This is a genomic window from Paenarthrobacter sp. NPDC092416, assembly GCF_044755025.1.
Taxonomy (GTDB): Bacteria; Actinomycetota; Actinomycetes; order Actinomycetales; family Micrococcaceae; genus Arthrobacter.
The window spans coordinates 111,310-127,239 of sequence record NZ_JBIVQG010000009.1 but is presented as its reverse complement, the minus strand read 5'-3'; the positions used below and the strand labels follow the sequence as shown (position 1 = coordinate 127,239).

Sequence of the window (15,930 nt, the reverse complement as noted above, 5' to 3'; positions counted from 1 at the left end):
GTGGACAAGCGATTTCCACATAACGCGACGTCCAGTTCCTGCCTGATTGTCCGTCCACAGTAGGATTGAGCCCGTGACTAGCGAGCAAAACAAGAACTTCGACCTTTCGGCTTCCTTCAAGGCGTATGACGTCCGCGGGATCGTCGGTGACTCCATCACCGCCGAAATCGTCGAGGCAGTAGGTGCTGCGTTCATCGATGTCCTCGGCCTGGAAGGTGAGACTGTCCTTGTGGGCGGCGACATGCGCCCCTCCTCACCGGAGTTCAGCCAGGCATTCGCCAATGGTGCGGCCAAGCGCGGCGCCAACGTACAGCTCCTGGACCTGATCTCCACCGATGAGCTCTACTACGCGTGCGGTGCCCTCAACGCGGCTGGCGCCACGTTCACCGCGAGCCACAACCCCGCCGAATACAACGGCATCAAAATGGCCAAGGCCGGCGCCCAGCCCATTTCCTCCGAAAGCGGCCTCAAGGAAATCCAGGCCCTCGCGGAGCAGTACTTGAACAACGCCAGCATCCCGGCAGCGGCAACCCGAGGCCGGATCGGCGTCCACGATGTCCTGAAGGATTACTCCGAATACCTCCGCAAACTCGTGGATCTCTCGGGCTCCCGCCCCTTGAAGATCGTCGTCGACGCCGGAAACGGCATGGCGGGCCTGACCACCCCCGCCGTCCTCGGCGACAAGTTGCTGCCGGCCCTGCCGTTCGAGATCGTCCCGCTCTACTTTGAACTGGACGGTTCCTTCCCGAACCACCCTGCAAACCCGCTTGAGCCGGAAAACCTGCGCGACCTCCAGGCGGCCGTCATCAAGCACGGCGCGGACATCGGACTGGCGTTCGACGGCGACGCGGACCGCTGCTTTGTCATCGACGAAAAGGGCGAGCCCGTGTCCCCGTCGGCGATCACCGGCATGGTGGCCCGCAGGGAAATCGCCCGTGCCCAAGCCGCAGGTGAAGAAACCCCGGTGATCATCCATAACCTGCTCACGTCCAAGGCCGTGCCCGAGCTCGTTGCCACGGACGGCGGACGCGCGGTCCGCACCCGTGTGGGGCACTCCTTCATCAAGGCTGTCATGGCCGAGGAAGGTGCCGTGTTCGGTGGCGAACACTCGGCCCACTTCTACTTCCGTGACTTCTGGAATGCTGACACGGGCATGCTTGCGGCCATGCACGTCCTGGCCGCCTTGGGTGAGCAGGACGGCCCTCTGTCCGAGCTTGGCCGCCAATACGAACCCTATGTATCCTCCGGAGAGATCAACTCCGAAATCGACGACAAGGCCGGCGCCGTGGAGCGCGTCCGCGTGGACTTCGAAAACGAAGACATCGACGTCGACTTCCTGGATGGCAGCACGTTTACGGCCAAGGACGGCAGCTGGTGGTTCAACCTGCGCCCGTCCAACACGGAGCCGTTCCTGCGGCTTAACGCCGAAGCCAAGGATCAGCCCACCATGGAAAAGATCCGCGACCGCGTCCTTGCGCTGGTGCGCGCCTAGCATGGCCGCAGTTGACGCCGGAGGTAACTCTGTGGAACTGCGGGAACTCCAGGATGCTTTGAGCGCGGCCCTGGGAACAGCCCAAGAGCATCTGGAGCAGAATGCCGGCTTCTTGCCCTTCGGGATTACAGTCGCGGAAGATGGCGAGATTCGGATTGTCTTCGTCACCCCGGGTGAACTGGACAGCGACGGACACGTCGACACGGAAGCCATGATGGCCGACGTCGTGGAACTGCTGCGCCAAGGCCGTGACGGGTACCGCGCCATTGCCATCGCCCAAGATGTCACCCTCCCCGAGCATGGCTCGGACGGTATCTCCGCAGGTGCCGAGCACCGGAACGGTGACCTCTTGGCAGCCGTCGTTCCGTACGCACAAACGGCCAATGGCTTGACGTTTGGCCAGCTTGAATCCGATACCAATGAGCCCGTTGTCTGGGTGGACTAGACCTGACTCCGTAAGCTGATGACATGAAGATCAACGCGTTCGCAGACGTGAGCCTGCGTGCCGTCATGGTGATGGCGGCAGTTCCAGACGGCCAACTGCTGACCACCCAGGCCGTCGCCGACGCCGTTGGAACTCCGTACAACCACGTCAGCAAAGCCATGGTGCGCCTCCGCGAGCTGGGGCTGATCGATGTAGAGCGCGGGCGGCTTGGCGGATCGCGCCTTAACGCCGCTGGCCGTCGGGCAACCGTCGGCCAGCTTTTGCGCCAGCTCGATAACAGGCAGGATCCTGCCGAGTGCCAGTCCCCCAACGGCGACTGCCCGCTCATTACCGAATGCGGGCTCCGGCACGCGATGAGTCGAGCCCGCGAGGCCTTCTACCGCGAACTCGACGTCGTGGTCATTTCGTCGTTGCCTCATACCCGTCAAATGACACCGGTCTTCCAGACCATCGGACTCCGCCCCGAATTCAGGGCTCCCGAACCGAAACTGGATCCCGCCCTGACGCCGTCAGCCTAAATATGTCCCGATAACGGCCGCAGCGGCCTCACCGCGCCATCCGCAACGATTTGCACATCTCTTCTACGAGGAGTAGAAATTAGGCATTGATACACGCATTTCAGATATGGGTATTCAACCGTCCGGACCACCCAGCCGGGCCCCTACGTCCCAGGAGAACCATGCTTTCGGAAAAGTCCCGCCCCGTCATCGAAGCCACTCTTCCGTTGGTCGGCTCACGGATCGGTGAAATCACCGCAGATTTCTACAACCGCCTCTTTGCCGCACACCCTGAACTGTTGGACGGACTGTTCAGCCGCTCCAACCAGCGCTCGGGAGACCAGCAGCGGGCACTCGCCGGAAGCATCGCCGCATTCGCCACGCACCTGGTGAACAACCCAGGTTCCCTCCCGGAAAAGGTCTTGGCCAGAATCGCCCACAAGCACGCCTCGCTGGGGATCACGGAGGACCAGTACGGCGTGGTCTACGAACACCTGTTCGCTGCGATCGCTGCAGACCTTGCCGAGGTCATCACCTCCGAAATCGCCGAAGCCTGGACGGAGGTCTACTGGCTGATGGCGGATGCCCTCATCAAGCTCGAGAAGGACCTCTACGCATCCCAAGCGAACAGCAAGATGTGGATGCCGTGGCGTGTTGTCTCCAAGGAATCCGCAGGCAAAGATGCCATGACGTTCACCCTTGAGCCAGCCGACGACACACCTGTCACTGACGCCCTGCCCGGCCAGTACATCAGCGTTAAAGTGCAGTTGCCTGACGGCCTGCGCCAGGTTCGCCAGTACTCGCTGTCCGGGGACGCCGGCATCAGCCGGGTCTTCACCACCAAGCTCAACGACGGCGGCGAGGTTTCCACGGCCCTGCACACTGGCGTCGAGCCTGGCGATGTCCTGGAAATCTCCAACCCCTATGGCGAAATCACCCTCAAGGACGGCCACGGCCCAGTGGTCCTGGCGTCCGCGGGCATCGGCTGCACTCCCACGGCGTCGATCCTTCGGTCTCTTGCCCAGGCCGGCACCGAACGCCAGGTTCTGGTGCTCCACGCCGAAAGCAGCATGGAAAGTTGGGCACTGAGCGGCCAGATGACGGCTGACGTTGAGCGGATTGACGACGCCGAGTTGCAACTATGGCTCGAAAACCCCCAGCCGGATTCCAAGGCAGGCTTCATGTCCCTCCGAGAAGTGGACGTGCCGGCCGACGCATCGCTGTACCTCTGCGGACCGTTGCCGTTCATGAAGAAAATCCGCGACGAAGCCATCGACGCCGGGATTCCGGCAACCCGGATCCATTACGAAGTCTTTGGACCAGATGTCTGGCTGGCGAACTAACGCAACAAACCCCAAAAAGCACGACGGCGGCCCGGTACCTTTCAAGTGAAAGGTACCGGGCCGCCGTCGTGCACTTAAGACGCCGTTGTCTTAAGAGGTCTAGCCCAGACGGGTCTTGAGACCGTCCAGCTCGGACTGGAGTGCCGCCGGGAGCGATTCGCCGAAGTTGGCGAACCATTCCTCGATGGATGCCAGTTCGGTTGCCCACTCGTCGGCATCCACGCGAACTGCAGACTCAACCTCGGCCGGGGTCATGTCCAGGCCTTCGAGGTCGATCGACTCACCGGTCGGGACGAATCCGATCGGCGTTTCGACGGCGTCCGCCTTGCCTTCGAGGCGCTCGATGGCCCACTTGAGAACTCGGGCGTTGTCTCCGAAGCCAGGCCAGGCGAAGCCGCCCTCAGCCGTGCGACGGAACCAGTTGACCAGGAAGATCTTGGGCAGCCGCTCCGGGTTGGCCTTGGCGGACAGGTTGACCCAGTGGTTCAGGTAGTCGCCTGCGTCGTAGCCGATGAAGGGCAGCATGGCCATGGGGTCGCGACGGACAACGCCGACGGCACCGGCGGCTGCAGCCGTGGTTTCCGACGACAACGTTGAACCCATGAAGATACCGTTGGACCAGCTGCGGGCCTCGGTGACCAGCGGGATGGTGGTCTTGCGGCGTCCGCCGAACAGGATTGCGGACAGCTCCACACCCTCCGGGCTGAAGTATTCCTCAGCCAGCATGTCGATCTGGTCGATCGGCGTGCAGAAGCGGGAGTTCGGATGAGCGGCCGGGCTACCCGATTCCGGTGTCCAGGACTCGCCGCGCCAGTCGGTCAGGTGTGCCGGAGTTTCCTCGGTCATGCCTTCCCACCACACGCCGCCGTCATCGGTCAGTGCAACGTTCGTGAAGATGCTGTTGCCCTTGGCGATGGCGCGCATGGCGTTGGGGTTGGTGCCCCAGCCGGTGCCGGGTGCGACGCCGAACAGGCCGGCTTCGGGGTTGACGGCGCGGAGTTCGCCTTCCTTGCCGAAACGCATCCAGGTGATGTCGTCGCCGAGGGTCTCCACCTTCCAGCCCTTGATGGTGGGGTCCAGCAGCGCGAGGTTGGTCTTGCCGCAGGCCGACGGGAATGCCGCGGAGATGTAGTACGTCTTCTGCTCCGGGGAAGTCAGCTTCAGGATGAGCATGTGCTCGGCCAACCAGCCCTCGTCGCGGGCCATCACGGAAGCGATGCGCAGTGCGTAGCACTTCTTGCCGAGCAGGGCGTTTCCGCCGTAGCCGGAGCCGAAGGACCAGATCGAGCGCTCTTCGGGGAAGTGCACAATCCACTTATCAGGGTTGCAAGGCCACGCGACGTCGGCCTGGCCGGCTTCAAGCGGTGCACCAAGTGAGTGGAGGGCAGGGACGAAGAAAGCATCGGTCTGCGTGATGCGGTCCAAGACGTCCGTACCAATGCGGGCCATGATGCGCATGGAGGCGACGACGTAGGCGGAGTCGGTGATCTCGACGCCAAACTTCGGGTCCTCAGCGTCAAGGTGGCCCATGACGAACGGGATGACGTACATGGTGCGGCCACGCATGGAGCCGGCGAAGAGTCCGCGCAGCTTCTGCTTCATCTCGGCCGGAGCCATCCAGTTGTTGGTAAAGCCTGCGTCGCGCTCGTTCTCGGAGCAGATGAAGGTCTGCTCTTCTACACGGGCAACGTCTGCCGGGTCGGAGAACGCCGCGAAGGAATTCGGGAACGTTTCCGGGTTCAGCGGCTTCAGGGTGCCGGCCTCGACCAGTTCGTCGGTGAGCTTCTTGTTTTCTGCTTCGCTGCCATCTACCCAGTGGATACGGTCGGGCTGAGTCAGCTCGGCAACTTCCTCAACCCAGGCCAGCAGGCGTGCATGCGTAGTAGGTGCCTTCTCAAGCAGCGGCAGTCGCGCCAGATCGCCCATTGCGGTTCCCTTCCTCGGGTTCAGTGGTGTGTCCTAAACGATAGGGGCCGCGGACCAGACCAATCCGCTGTCAGACATGGGATGTCCAGGGGGTGCGAAAGCAAAATCCCCGGAAATTCAAGGGATAGGATTTCGAAATCGCCGATTTAAGTGACTAAGGTCACGTAGACCGGTCTAGTTGCGCAGATTACACCTTTTCGATTTGGAACTTCCGATGAACTTCTGTAAAGTTTATTGAGGTTCGAGGGGGTCAGAGAAACAGACCGCCGAGAATCACACGAAATGCGCCCATAGCTCAGCTGGATAGAGCGTCTGTCTACGGAACAGAAGGTCAGGGGTTCGAATCCCTTTGGGCGCACAAATGAAGACCCGCACCGGTTCGCCGGTGCGGGTCTTTTGTTTTGCCCGGCCCAGCCCAACTAAGTAGCAGTAGATGCCCTTTTGAGCATTCAAAACGGCATCTACTGCGACTCAGTTGGGTGGGCACGGCGGCAGGTGACCCGCGCGCAGAACTGAAAGGGCCGCCGTCGTACTTTCCGAAGAAGTACGACGGCGGCCCTCACCTTGGGCGCAGCGCCCTGCTTTCGCCCTCGCGGCCAGCTATTCGGCTACGGCCTCGCTGATGCGGCGCCGGATACCGTCGAAGTGGCGGTTGAGCAGTTCGGACGCGAGTGGCTTGTCACCGGCAGCGACGGCTGCGTATATGCCACGGTGCATGGCGGCCGTTTTGACGAGGTCCTCGTTGCCAGGGCCGATCTCCACGTGGATCTTCCGGTAAACCTTCCAGAAGACGCCCATCAGGTTGATCAGAAGTTCGTTGTTGAGGGGTTCGAACAAGCGGCGGTGGAACTCGGCGTCTGCGGCGACGAAGTTCTCGCCGGCAGCGGCGAGCTCTTCCATCTGCTTGACCGCTTCCTCGATGGAAGCCAGCTGTTCCTTGGTCATGACGTCGATGGAGGACCCCACCAGGCCGGACTCCAGCGCCTGGCGCACGTCAACGAGCTGCAGCGCCTCGAGCCCTTGGTGGCGGAGCGACAACCTGCCACGGAACGTGAGTCCGTCGGCCAGCGCGTCAAAGTTGCTGGGTGCCACGAACATGCCGAAGCCGTGGCGGATTTCGATCACGCCGAGAGCCTGAAGGACCTTGAGTGATTCCCGCAGCGTATTGCGGCCCACACCGAGGGCTCCGGAGAGTTCGCTCTCCGTAGGCAGTGGATCGCCCGCCTCAAGCTCACGCTCGAGAATCAGTTCCATAATGTCCGACTGCAAAGCCCGCAGCCGGGCCTGCGCACTGAACCGCGCCTGCGGAACGACACTGGAAGTTGTCATGGCGATCTCCTTGCGAATGCATCATCCCGGCTCCAGAGCACGTGGCTATGGGCGCAGATTTGGTGCGGTGTTAATATTGAGGCGAGCTTAGCGCCCACCGCAGAATGTGTGACTCGCAACATACAATATCGGATGTCCCACCTCCTTGATAAGTATGTCCCATGAATTGGTCGAAACTTTCCAGACCAGCTGGCCCTGCGGCAGTGCCCTCGGCAGCCTCGTCGGCCCCTGCTAAAGCTCTTCGTGATCCATTTCTCACTTGACGTCCTGTTGTGACCGCCCTTACAGTTTCAATACGAGCATCGGACGTCCTACATCCGATAACCCACGAAACTCGAATGGTGAGGCACCTTATGAGCAAGACGATCAACAGCCTGTCGCTGGTCAACGACGCCAGCCGCCGGAACTTCCTGAAGCTAAGCGGCGCAGTTGGTGCAGCAGCCGCCTTCACGGCGACACTCTCTGCGTGCGGCGGCGCTGCCAGCACCACAAGCGGCACCGCAACGAACACTGCCGCCGTGAACAAGGACCTCATCATCGAGGCAGGCATCTCCTACGCGCTGTCCACCGGTTTTGACCCGTTGAGCTCCTCCGGCGCTACGCCGATGGCAGCCAACCTGCACATTTTTGAAGGCCTGATCGAGCTGCACCCGGCCACGCGTCAGCCATACAACGCCCTGGCTGCCTCAGATCCCAAGAAGATCAACGACACCACTTACCAGGTGACCATCCGCGAGGGTGCCAAGTTCCACAACGGCTCCCCCGTGACCACCGAGGACGTAGCTTTCTCCTTCACCCGCGTCATGGACCCGGCGAACAAGTCCCTGTTCTCCCAGTTCATTCCCTTCATCCAGGACGTGAAGCCGTTCGACGCCAAGACCGTCGAATTCACCCTGAAGTACGCCTTCCCGGGCTTCGGACCACGCATCTCGGTGGTCAAGATCGTCCCCAAGGCACTCGCAACGGATCTGAAGGCTTTCGACGCCGCGCCCGTCGGCTCCGGCCCCTACAAGCTGGTCTCCGCTGTCAAGGACGACAAGATCGTCTTCGAGGCATTCGCTGACTACAACGGTCCCAAGCCCGCCCTGGCCAAGGGCATGAACTGGCTTCTGCTTTCCGACGCCGCCGCCCGCGTCACCGCCGTACAGTCCGGCCGTGTGCAAGCGATCGAAGACGTTCCCTACCTGGACGTCGACGGCCTGAAGTCCAAGGTCAAGGTGGAATCCGTCCAGTCCTTCGGCCTGATGTTCCTCATGTTCAACTGCGCCAAGGCTCCGTTCAACAACAAGCTCGTCCGCCAAGCACTGCACTACGGTCTGGACAAGGAAGCCATCATCAAGAAGGCTCTGTTCGGCAACGCCAAGGCGGCCAGCTCGTACTTCCAGGAAGGCCACCCTGACTACGTCAAGGCCAAGAACGTCTACGGCTACGACGTTTCCAAGGCGGAGGACCTCCTCAAGCAGGCCGGCGTCACCAGCCTCGAATTCGAGCTGCTCACCACGGACACCGCCTGGGTCAAGGACGTTGCACCGCTGATCCTGGAATCCTGGAACAAGATCCCGGGCGTTAAGGTCACCGTGAAGAGCCTTCAGTCCGGCGCCTTGTATTCGGATCGCATCGGCAAGGGCGACTACTCGGTTGCTGCTGCTCCGGGCGACCCTTCCGTCTTCGGCAACGACGCGGACCTGCTCTTGAGCTGGTTCTACTCGGGCGCCACCTGGATGGAGAAGCGCGCCTTCTGGACCACTCCGGAGCGCACCCAGCTCCAGGAACTTATGAACAAGGGCTCCCAGGCCGCTGGCGACGACGCCAAGAAGATCGTCGGCGAGATCGTGGACCTCGTTTCCGAGGAAGTCCCGCTCTACCCGATCTTCCACCGTCAGCTCCCGAGCGCTTGGGACGAGAAGAAGCTCAACGGTTTCCAGCCGCTGCCCACCACCGGCATGTCGTTCATCGACGTCGGGCGCACCGCCTAACGAACCCCTAACCGTTGCGAGGCCTGCTTTGCGCCCCAAGATTCGCAAATAGCACGCAGAGCAGGCCCCACAACGCAAGGAACAGCAGCACCACTCAATCAACCGGAGAACAAATTGGTCACGATATTGCGTCTGCTTGGCCGCAGACTTGCAGCATTGCCATTGATGATCCTGGGCATCACGTTGCTCGTCTTCCTCGTCCTGCAGGCCGCTCCCGGCGACCAGGCCAGTTCGGCCCTCGGTGACGGCGCCAGCGAAGAAGCCAAGCAACAGTATCGCCAGGAAAATGGCCTGAACGACTCCTTGGTCCTGCAGTACTTCCGATTCCTCGGCAAGTTGCTGCAGTTCGACCTCGGCGTCACTACCCCGCCGGCAAAATCGGTGGCTTCCATGATCGGCTCGGCGTTCCCCCTCACGCTGCAACTGACCTTCCTGGGCGTACTCATCGCGATGGTGCTGTCCCTGGCGTTCGGCATCCTCGGTGCCCTCTACCGCGACAAGTGGCAGGACCAGTTGGTCCGCGTCTTCTCAATCGCCGCGATCGCCACGCCGTCGTTCTGGCTCGGCATCCTGCTCATCCAGTGGTTCGCCCTGGGCAGCAACCCGATGTTCCCCTCAGGCGGAATTGCGACGCCGGAATCCGGCTTTGGCGGGTGGCTCAACTCGATGGCCCTTCCGGCCTTGGCGCTTGGCATTCCCGTGTCAGCCTCGCTGATCCGCGTGGTCCGTACATCGATGGTTGAGGAGCTGGACCGCGACTACGTCCGCACCGCCATCGGCAACGGTGTCCCCTACCGCGAAGTCGTTTCCAGGAACGTCCTCCGCAACGCCCTCGTCACGCCGGTGACCGTGCTGGGACTTCGCGTCGGCTACCTGCTGGGTGGCGCCGTCGTGATTGAAATGATCTTCGCCCTGCCCGGCATGGGCCAGCTGATCCTCAACGGCATCACCAACCTGGACGTCAACCTGGTCCAAGGCGTGGTGCTCACCATCTCGGTCACCTTTGTTCTGGTGAACATCGTGGTGGACCTTCTCTACCTGCTCATCAACCCCCGAATCAGGACGGTATAGCTCATGCGCAGCAAGCTCGCAGAACGGCTAAGTGCCCCGGGCATCCGCTTCAAAGCCCTGCCCTGGGGTTCCCGCATCGCCCTGCTCTTCCTCATCATGATTGTCCTCGCGGCCATTTTCGCGCCGATCATCGCCCCGCATGATCCGCTGGAGACCTTCATTCCGGCAACCCCGCCGGGCGCTGAACACTTCTTCGGCACCGACAGGCTGGGCCGGGACATTTTCTCGCGGCTCCTCTTTGGCGCGCAGTCCTCGCTCATGATCGGCCTCGGCGCAGTCGGCCTGGCAATCCTCGCCGGTGCACTGCTCGGATCCTTCGCCGCGACCTCCAGCAAGTCCGTCAACGAGATCATCATGCGTCTCATGGACATCCTCATGGCGTTCCCGGGCATCGCACTGGCCGCAGTTTTGCTGGCTGCCTTCGGCAACTCTGTTCCGACCATCATCATCGCGATCGCCATCATCTACACGCCGCAACTGGCACGCGTGGTTCGCGCCAACGTGCTCGCCCAATACGGCGAAGACTACGTCCGTGCCGAGCGCGTGATCGGTGCAGGCCGCTTCTACATCCTGGTCAAGCACATCGTCCGCAACACTGCTGCTCCTGTGCTGGTATTCGCCACGGTCATGGTGGCCGACGCCATCATCCTCGAAGCCTCGCTGTCCTTTCTGGGTGCCGGCGTCCAAGACCCCGCGCCATCCTGGGGCAACGTGATTTCCTACGGCCGCAACCTGGTCCTGTCCGGCGGCTGGTGGGCAACCACCTTCGCCGGTGTGACCATTCTGCTGACCGTCCTTTCCCTGAACATACTGGCCGAGGGCCTCACAGACGCCATGGTGAACCCGAAGCTGCGCCGCGCGCCGGCAGTGAAGGACGACGACGGCTCCGCCGCGGCTATCGCTGTTGATTCCGAGGTCGCCACCTCCGTTGCCCAGCCTTCGGTGGTTGAGGAACACGAGCTCGACGGCGTCCGCGCGGCCTCCGGTGACAGGCTCGCCTCTGATTTCGGCCAGTCCGCCGTGCTGGCAGATGTGAAGATCGCCGCCACCAACCCGCACCTCCTCCTGGATCGCGAACTGGAACTGCTGGCAGCCATTGAGGCCAAGCGCACGGACCGCCTCCCGCAGGTCCCTCCCGGAGCCCGCAACGTCCTTGAAGTGAAGAACCTGTCCATCCGCTTCCCGGGCCGGTTCGGCGACATCGCAATCGTGGACAACGTCTCCTTCACCGTCCGTGAAGGCGAAACCATGGGCCTGGTGGGCGAATCCGGTTGTGGTAAATCCATCACCTCGTTGGCGGTCATGGGTTTGCTTCCCAAGACCGCCCAGGTCACGGGGTCCATCCTGTTCGACGGCAAGGAACTCCTTGACCCGAACACCAAGCACAGCAACGTCAAGGCCTACGAGGGCCTGCGCGGCGAACAGATCGCCATGGTTTACCAGGACGCGTTGAGCTCGCTGAATCCGTCCATGAAGATCAAGGACCAGTTGGAGCAGCTCACCAGGCGCGGTGGCCGGAAGACCCCCGCGGAGCTGCTGGAAATGGTGAAACTGGACCCTGTCCGGACCCTCGCCAGCTACCCGCACGAGCTCTCCGGCGGCCAACGCCAACGCGTGCTGATCGCCATGGCCCTGTCCCGCTCACCGAAGATCGTTGTTGCCGATGAGCCCACCACAGCCTTGGATGTCACGGTCCAGAAGCAGGTTGTGGATCTGCTCAACGAACTTCGGGAGCAACTCGGCTTCGCCATGGTGTTCGTCAGCCACGACCTCGCTTTGGTGGCATCCCTGGCCCACCGCATCACAGTCATGTACGCCGGCCAGGTGGTGGAATCCGCACGGGCTTCCGAGCTCCTGCAGAACCCGAAGCACGAGTACACGCGCGGCCTGCTGGGTGCGGTGCTCTCCATCGAGGCCGACGCCGTCCGCCTGCACCAGATCCCCGGCACGGTACCGTCCCCGAGGGACTTCGCAACAGGAGACCGCTTCGCCGCACGTTCATTGCGCGCCGACGCCGATCCGCACCAGCGTCTGGTCCTCACCACCGTTGCCTCAGCAAACGGGGATGATGCGGACCACTACTGGGCGAGCCACTTGAAGGAGGATGCGAAATGAGTGAATCAACCGGAAAGCCGGTCATCGAGCTCAAGGACGTCAAGGTCTACCACCACGCACGGACGGGCGGTCTCTTCCGGCCGAACATCGTCAAAGCTGTAGACGGTGTGGATTTTTCCATCAGCCGCGGCGAGACCGTGGGCATCGTTGGTGAGTCCGGCTGCGGCAAGTCCACGCTGGCGTCAGTGCTCGTGGGACTCCAGCCGCCGACGTCGGGCAAGGTTTTGTTCCACGGAAAGCCAGCCATCAAGCGGAACGCCGCCATGCGCAAGCAGTTTGGCCGCTCGGTATCCGTGGTCTTCCAGGACCCGGCAACGGCACTGAACCCACGCATGACCATCCAGGACATCCTCACCGATCCGCTGCAGATCCACGGCATCGGCAACGCGGCCAGCCGCGCTGCCAAGGTCAAGGACCTGCTGGCGTTGGTAGGCCTGCCGCACTCGGCAGCCGAGGTGACGCCGTCGCAAGTTTCCGGTGGTCAGCGCCAGCGTGTGGCGATCGCCAGGGCGCTGGCGTTGGACCCGGACATCATCGTGGCGGATGAACCGACGTCGGCCCTGGACGTTTCCGTTCGCGCGCAGGTCCTGAACCTGCTCTCGGACCTAAAGACCCAGCTGAACCTCGGCATGGTGTTCATCTCGCACGACATCCAGACCGTCCGCTACGTCTCGGACCGTATCTGCGTCATGTACTTCGGCAAGATCGTCGAACAAGGCACAGCCATCCAGGTCTTCGACAACCCCAGCAACGACTACACCAAGAAGCTGCTGGGCGCCGCGCCGAGCCTGCTCCACATCTAGTTTTTCCCTTCACAAGCTACAAACAACGGAGAATTCTGTGTCCACTCAGTTCCAGGGCGTCATCCCCCCGGTCATCACCCCGCGCCACGCCGACGGCAGCATCGACACCGCGTCGCTGAAGAACGTCACCAAGCACCTGATCGACGGCGGTGTGTCCGGACTTTTCGTCCTCGGCTCCTCCGGCGAAGTCCCCTACCTGACAAACGCCGAGCGCGAACTGGTGGTCTCCACCATCGCCGACGCCAATGCCGGGGCCGTCCCGCTGATCGTGGGGGCCAACGAGCAGACCACCAACCGCGTCATCGAGGAAGCCCGCAAGGTGGTTGATCTCGGCGCCGACGCGATCGTGGTCACCTCCATGTATTACGCAATCGGCAACGCTGCGGAAACCGAAACCCACTTCCGCAGCATCCACGCCGCCATCGAGAAGCCGATCTTCGCGTACGACGTCCCGGTCCGCACGCACTTCAAGCTGCCCACGGACCTGTTGGTACGCCTCGGCCACGACGGCGTGATTGCTGGCGTCAAGGACTCCTCAGGAGACGACGTTTCCTTCCGTCAGCTGCTCCTCGCAGCCAGGGAGATCCCCAACTTCGACATCTTCACGGGTCACGAAGTCGTGGTGGACGGCGCCCTCCTGGGCGGTGCGCAGGGAGTCGTTCCGGGTCTCGGCAATGTTGATCCGGCCGGTTACCGCCGCCTGTTCGACGCCGCGCAGGCCGGCGACTGGGCTCTCGCGGCCAGGGAGCAGGACCGCCTGGCCGACGTCTTCGAGATCGTCTACACCCCCAACGGTCGCGTCTCCGGCGGCGCTGCAGGTCTCGGTGCTTTCAAGACCGCGCTGCAGGTCATGGGCGTCATCGAATCCAACACCATGAGCGAGCCCATGCTGTCCCTGAACTCCGAAGAGACGGCGCTGATTCGCGAAATCCTGGAGCGGAACGGGCTGGTCTAAATTTTCATGACCGCTTCCATGACCCACGTGATCGGCGTTGACCTCGGCGGCACCAAAACCGCCGCCGGGGTTGTTTCCCCCGCTGGTGTTGTGCTCATGTCGGAGACCATTCCCACCTTGAACCGGGCCGGTGGCGATGCGATCCTCGACGCCACCGCAGCGCTGATCGCGGGCTTGGTGAAGCGCGCTGCCGACGCCGGACTATCAGTGTCCGGCGTCGGTATCGGCTCCGCTGGCGTTATTAACGCTGTGGCTGGGTCCGTGGTGTCTGCGACCGACGCTATCCGTGGCTGGGCTGGGACCCCGCTTGTTGACGGGCTGTCCTCACGGCTTGGTCTTGTTGTAAAGGCCGTCAACGACGTCCACGCACACGCCCTCGGAGAAGCTTGGCTCGGCGCGGCTGCGGGATCCTCGAGTTCGCTCATGGTGGCGTTTGGGACGGGCGTCGGCGGCAGTTTCGTGCTTGATGGGTCCCCGGTTTTGGGTCACCGCTTTGTTGGCGGGCATGTGGGGCACTTCGCTTCTCCTTACGCCTCTTTTGATGGGTCACCGCTGCCCTGCGTGTGCGGCGGGGCCGGGCATGTTGAGGCGATTGCTTCCGGGCCGGCCCTTTATGAGGCGTTCCTGCGGTTTGGCGGTTCTGCCTTGGACGCGGTGGACACGCGGGAGGTCTTTGGGCTGGCGTCTTCTGCTGCTGACGGGCTCGACGACGGTGCTGGCGCCGCCTCCCCTGACAGCCGCACCGCGAGCCGTTCCACAAGCCGCGCCGCCGCTTTGCGGGCCATCGGCATTGGCGCAGCTGCCGCAGGTCAAGCGGTGGGCGGGCTCATCAACATCCTGGACCCCGAAACTGTCGTGGTTTCCGGTGGCCTGGCCGATGCCGGCGAGCTGTGGTGGAAGCCTATGGAAGCTGCCCTGCGCCAGGAACTGTTGGAGCCCCTGGTTTCCGTGCCTGTCGTCCGGGCAACACTTGGCAACACCGCCGCCATTGTTGGCGCCGCGAAACTAGTCATTAACTAAGGAAGGCACCATGATCCTGACCGCCGAAGGCCTCGAAGCCCTCCGTTCCCAGCTGATTGTCTCCTGCCAGGCCTACCCCGGCGAGCCCATGCGCGATCCTCGGACCACGGGCCAAGTGGCTGCCTCGGCCGTCATCGGCGGCGCTGCGGCGATCCGCGTCCAAGGGTTGGCCGACGTGCAGTTCACGCGTGCCGCCGTCGAAGTTCCTGTCATCGGGCTCTGGAAGGACGGGCACGACGGCGTCTTCATCACCCCCACACTCCGCCACGCTCTGGCAGTGGCTCACGCCGGGGCGCACGTTGTGGCCCTTGACGGAACGCGCCGGGCTCGCCCGGACGGCTTGTCCCTGCAGGCGACCGTTGCCGGAATTCACTCAGAGTCCCACGCACTGGTCATGGCTGACTGCGGTTCCCTTGACGACGCCGTTTCTGCTGTCGAAGCCGGTGCAGATCTCATTGGCACAACCCTCTCCGGGTACACCGGCGACCGCCCCAAGACGGACGGTCCGGACCTGGAGTTGCTGGAGCAGATCGCTTCCGCCGGCCTAGGCAAACCACTCATCGCGGAGGGCCGCATCCATACCCCTGCCCAAGCACGCCAGGCCCTCGACGCCGGCGCGTTTGCTGTGGTTGTTGGGACCGCGATCACCCACCCAGCCAGCATCACGGGCTGGTTCAAGGACGCAATGCACGCATAGGACTGGGGCAGTTTGTTTCAAACCCGCCAGGTTACTGAACACCACGTCGAACTCACTCTGCGTCGGCTCCAGGACAATCAGTACGGCCAGCCCGTCCTTGTCCCTTACCTGTTGCACCACGCGCGCACCTGTCGCCGGCCTGGTCTCGAATTCGGTCCCGTGGTCACAGCCATCGGACAAGAGAAGGTATATGAATCCGTTGCTCGTGTATTCCAAAGCGTGTGCAGGGTTAAGTTAGGCGCGGCCAATGGCCGGGACGGC

The 15,930-nt window shown here is 62.7% G+C and carries 13 protein-coding genes and 1 tRNA gene; 12 read left to right on the top strand and 2 right to left on the bottom strand.

Translation table 11 applies throughout. From position 1 onward, the window contains the following. The first annotated feature begins 73 nt into the window (after positions 1–73). The 4 genes from ACIQC5_RS16940 to ACIQC5_RS16925 all read left to right on the top strand — a co-directional run bounded on the left by ACIQC5_RS16940 (position 74) and on the right by ACIQC5_RS16925 (position 3,777). Positions 74–1,492 (top strand): phosphomannomutase/phosphoglucomutase, encoded by a 1,419-nt coding sequence (locus ACIQC5_RS16940; RefSeq protein ID WP_400284821.1) that lies wholly within the window; start codon positions 74–76, stop codon positions 1,490–1,492. 1 nt (position 1,493) lies between these two features. Then, the gene (locus tag ACIQC5_RS16935; RefSeq protein WP_400284818.1) at positions 1,494–1,937 is read left to right on the top strand and encodes a hypothetical protein; all 444 of its coding nucleotides are present in this window, start codon (positions 1,494–1,496) and stop codon (positions 1,935–1,937) included. A 23-nt stretch (positions 1,938–1,960) separates the two neighbouring features. Further along, complete coding sequence (locus tag ACIQC5_RS16930) at positions 1,961–2,455, top strand: RrF2 family transcriptional regulator (protein WP_400284816.1); 495 nt, start codon at positions 1,961–1,963, stop codon at positions 2,453–2,455. Positions 2,456–2,616: 161 nt separating this feature from the next. Then, the gene (locus tag ACIQC5_RS16925; protein WP_400284813.1) at positions 2,617–3,777 is read left to right on the top strand and encodes a globin domain-containing protein; all 1,161 of its coding nucleotides are present in this window, start codon (positions 2,617–2,619) and stop codon (positions 3,775–3,777) included. 99 nt (positions 3,778–3,876) lie between these two features. Here the strand turns inward: ACIQC5_RS16925 and ACIQC5_RS16920 are convergent, their stop codons facing one another. Beyond that, positions 3,877–5,703: a phosphoenolpyruvate carboxykinase (GTP) gene (locus ACIQC5_RS16920; RefSeq protein ID WP_400284810.1), complete on the bottom strand. Its 1,827-nt coding sequence runs from the start codon at positions 5,701–5,703 to the stop codon at positions 3,877–3,879. Between the two features lie 284 nt (positions 5,704–5,987). Here ACIQC5_RS16920 and ACIQC5_RS16915 point away from each other — a divergent pair. Next, positions 5,988–6,061, top strand: a tRNA-Arg gene (locus ACIQC5_RS16915). 242 nt (positions 6,062–6,303) lie between these two features. Here the strand turns inward: ACIQC5_RS16915 and ACIQC5_RS16910 are convergent. After that, positions 6,304–7,032, bottom strand: coding sequence for a FadR/GntR family transcriptional regulator (locus tag ACIQC5_RS16910; protein ID WP_400284807.1), 729 nt, complete (start codon positions 7,030–7,032; stop codon positions 6,304–6,306). Positions 7,033–7,370: 338 nt separating this feature from the next. On the opposite strand from ACIQC5_RS16910, the gene ACIQC5_RS16905 reads away from it, so the two are divergent. From ACIQC5_RS16905 to ACIQC5_RS16875, 7 genes are all read left to right on the top strand, one after another. After that, on the top strand, positions 7,371–9,008 hold the full coding sequence (locus tag ACIQC5_RS16905; RefSeq protein WP_400284804.1) for an ABC transporter substrate-binding protein: 1,638 nt from the start codon (positions 7,371–7,373) through the stop codon (positions 9,006–9,008). A gap of 114 nt (positions 9,009–9,122) precedes the next feature. Continuing rightward, positions 9,123–10,079, top strand: coding sequence for an ABC transporter permease (locus ACIQC5_RS16900; RefSeq protein WP_400284801.1), 957 nt, complete (start codon positions 9,123–9,125; stop codon positions 10,077–10,079). 3 nt (positions 10,080–10,082) lie between these two features. Next, the gene (locus ACIQC5_RS16895; protein WP_400284798.1) at positions 10,083–12,194 is read left to right on the top strand and encodes a dipeptide/oligopeptide/nickel ABC transporter permease/ATP-binding protein; all 2,112 of its coding nucleotides are present in this window, start codon (positions 10,083–10,085) and stop codon (positions 12,192–12,194) included. Beyond that, positions 12,191–12,997, top strand: coding sequence for an ATP-binding cassette domain-containing protein (locus ACIQC5_RS16890; RefSeq protein ID WP_400284795.1), 807 nt, complete (start codon positions 12,191–12,193; stop codon positions 12,995–12,997). The genes ACIQC5_RS16895 and ACIQC5_RS16890 overlap by 4 nt, the downstream gene beginning before the upstream one ends. Positions 12,998–13,034: 37 nt before the next feature. Further along, on the top strand, positions 13,035–13,952 hold the full coding sequence (locus ACIQC5_RS16885; protein ID WP_400284792.1) for a dihydrodipicolinate synthase family protein: 918 nt from the start codon (positions 13,035–13,037) through the stop codon (positions 13,950–13,952). Positions 13,953–13,970: 18 nt separating this feature from the next. Further along, positions 13,971–14,972, top strand: coding sequence for an ROK family protein (locus ACIQC5_RS16880; RefSeq protein WP_400284979.1), 1,002 nt, complete (start codon positions 13,971–13,973; stop codon positions 14,970–14,972). 10 nt (positions 14,973–14,982) lie between these two features. Then, on the top strand, positions 14,983–15,669 hold the full coding sequence (locus ACIQC5_RS16875; RefSeq protein ID WP_400284789.1) for an N-acetylmannosamine-6-phosphate 2-epimerase: 687 nt from the start codon (positions 14,983–14,985) through the stop codon (positions 15,667–15,669). Positions 15,670–15,930 lie beyond the last annotated feature (261 nt).

Bases quoted from the DNA above. Each gene is read 5' to 3' on its own strand.
- ACIQC5_RS16935 (WP_400284818.1), top strand. From the start codon at position 1,494: ATGGCCGCAGTTGACGCCGGAGGTAACTCTGTGGAACTGCGGGAACTC.
- ACIQC5_RS16930 (WP_400284816.1), top strand. From the start codon at position 1,961: ATGAAGATCAACGCGTTCGCAGACGTGAGCCTGCGTGCCGTCATGGTG.
- ACIQC5_RS16925 (WP_400284813.1), top strand. From the start codon at position 2,617: ATGCTTTCGGAAAAGTCCCGCCCCGTCATCGAAGCCACTCTTCCGTTG.
- ACIQC5_RS16920 (WP_400284810.1), bottom strand. From the start codon at position 5,703: ATGGGCGATCTGGCGCGACTGCCGCTGCTTGAGAAGGCACCTACTACG.
- ACIQC5_RS16910 (WP_400284807.1), bottom strand. From the start codon at position 7,032: ATGACAACTTCCAGTGTCGTTCCGCAGGCGCGGTTCAGTGCGCAGGCC.
- ACIQC5_RS16905 (WP_400284804.1), top strand. From the start codon at position 7,371: ATGGTGAGGCACCTTATGAGCAAGACGATCAACAGCCTGTCGCTGGTC.
- ACIQC5_RS16895 (WP_400284798.1), top strand. From the start codon at position 10,083: ATGCGCAGCAAGCTCGCAGAACGGCTAAGTGCCCCGGGCATCCGCTTC.
- ACIQC5_RS16890 (WP_400284795.1), top strand. From the start codon at position 12,191: ATGAGTGAATCAACCGGAAAGCCGGTCATCGAGCTCAAGGACGTCAAG.
- ACIQC5_RS16880 (WP_400284979.1), top strand. From the start codon at position 13,971: ATGACCCACGTGATCGGCGTTGACCTCGGCGGCACCAAAACCGCCGCC.
- ACIQC5_RS16875 (WP_400284789.1), top strand. From the start codon at position 14,983: ATGATCCTGACCGCCGAAGGCCTCGAAGCCCTCCGTTCCCAGCTGATT.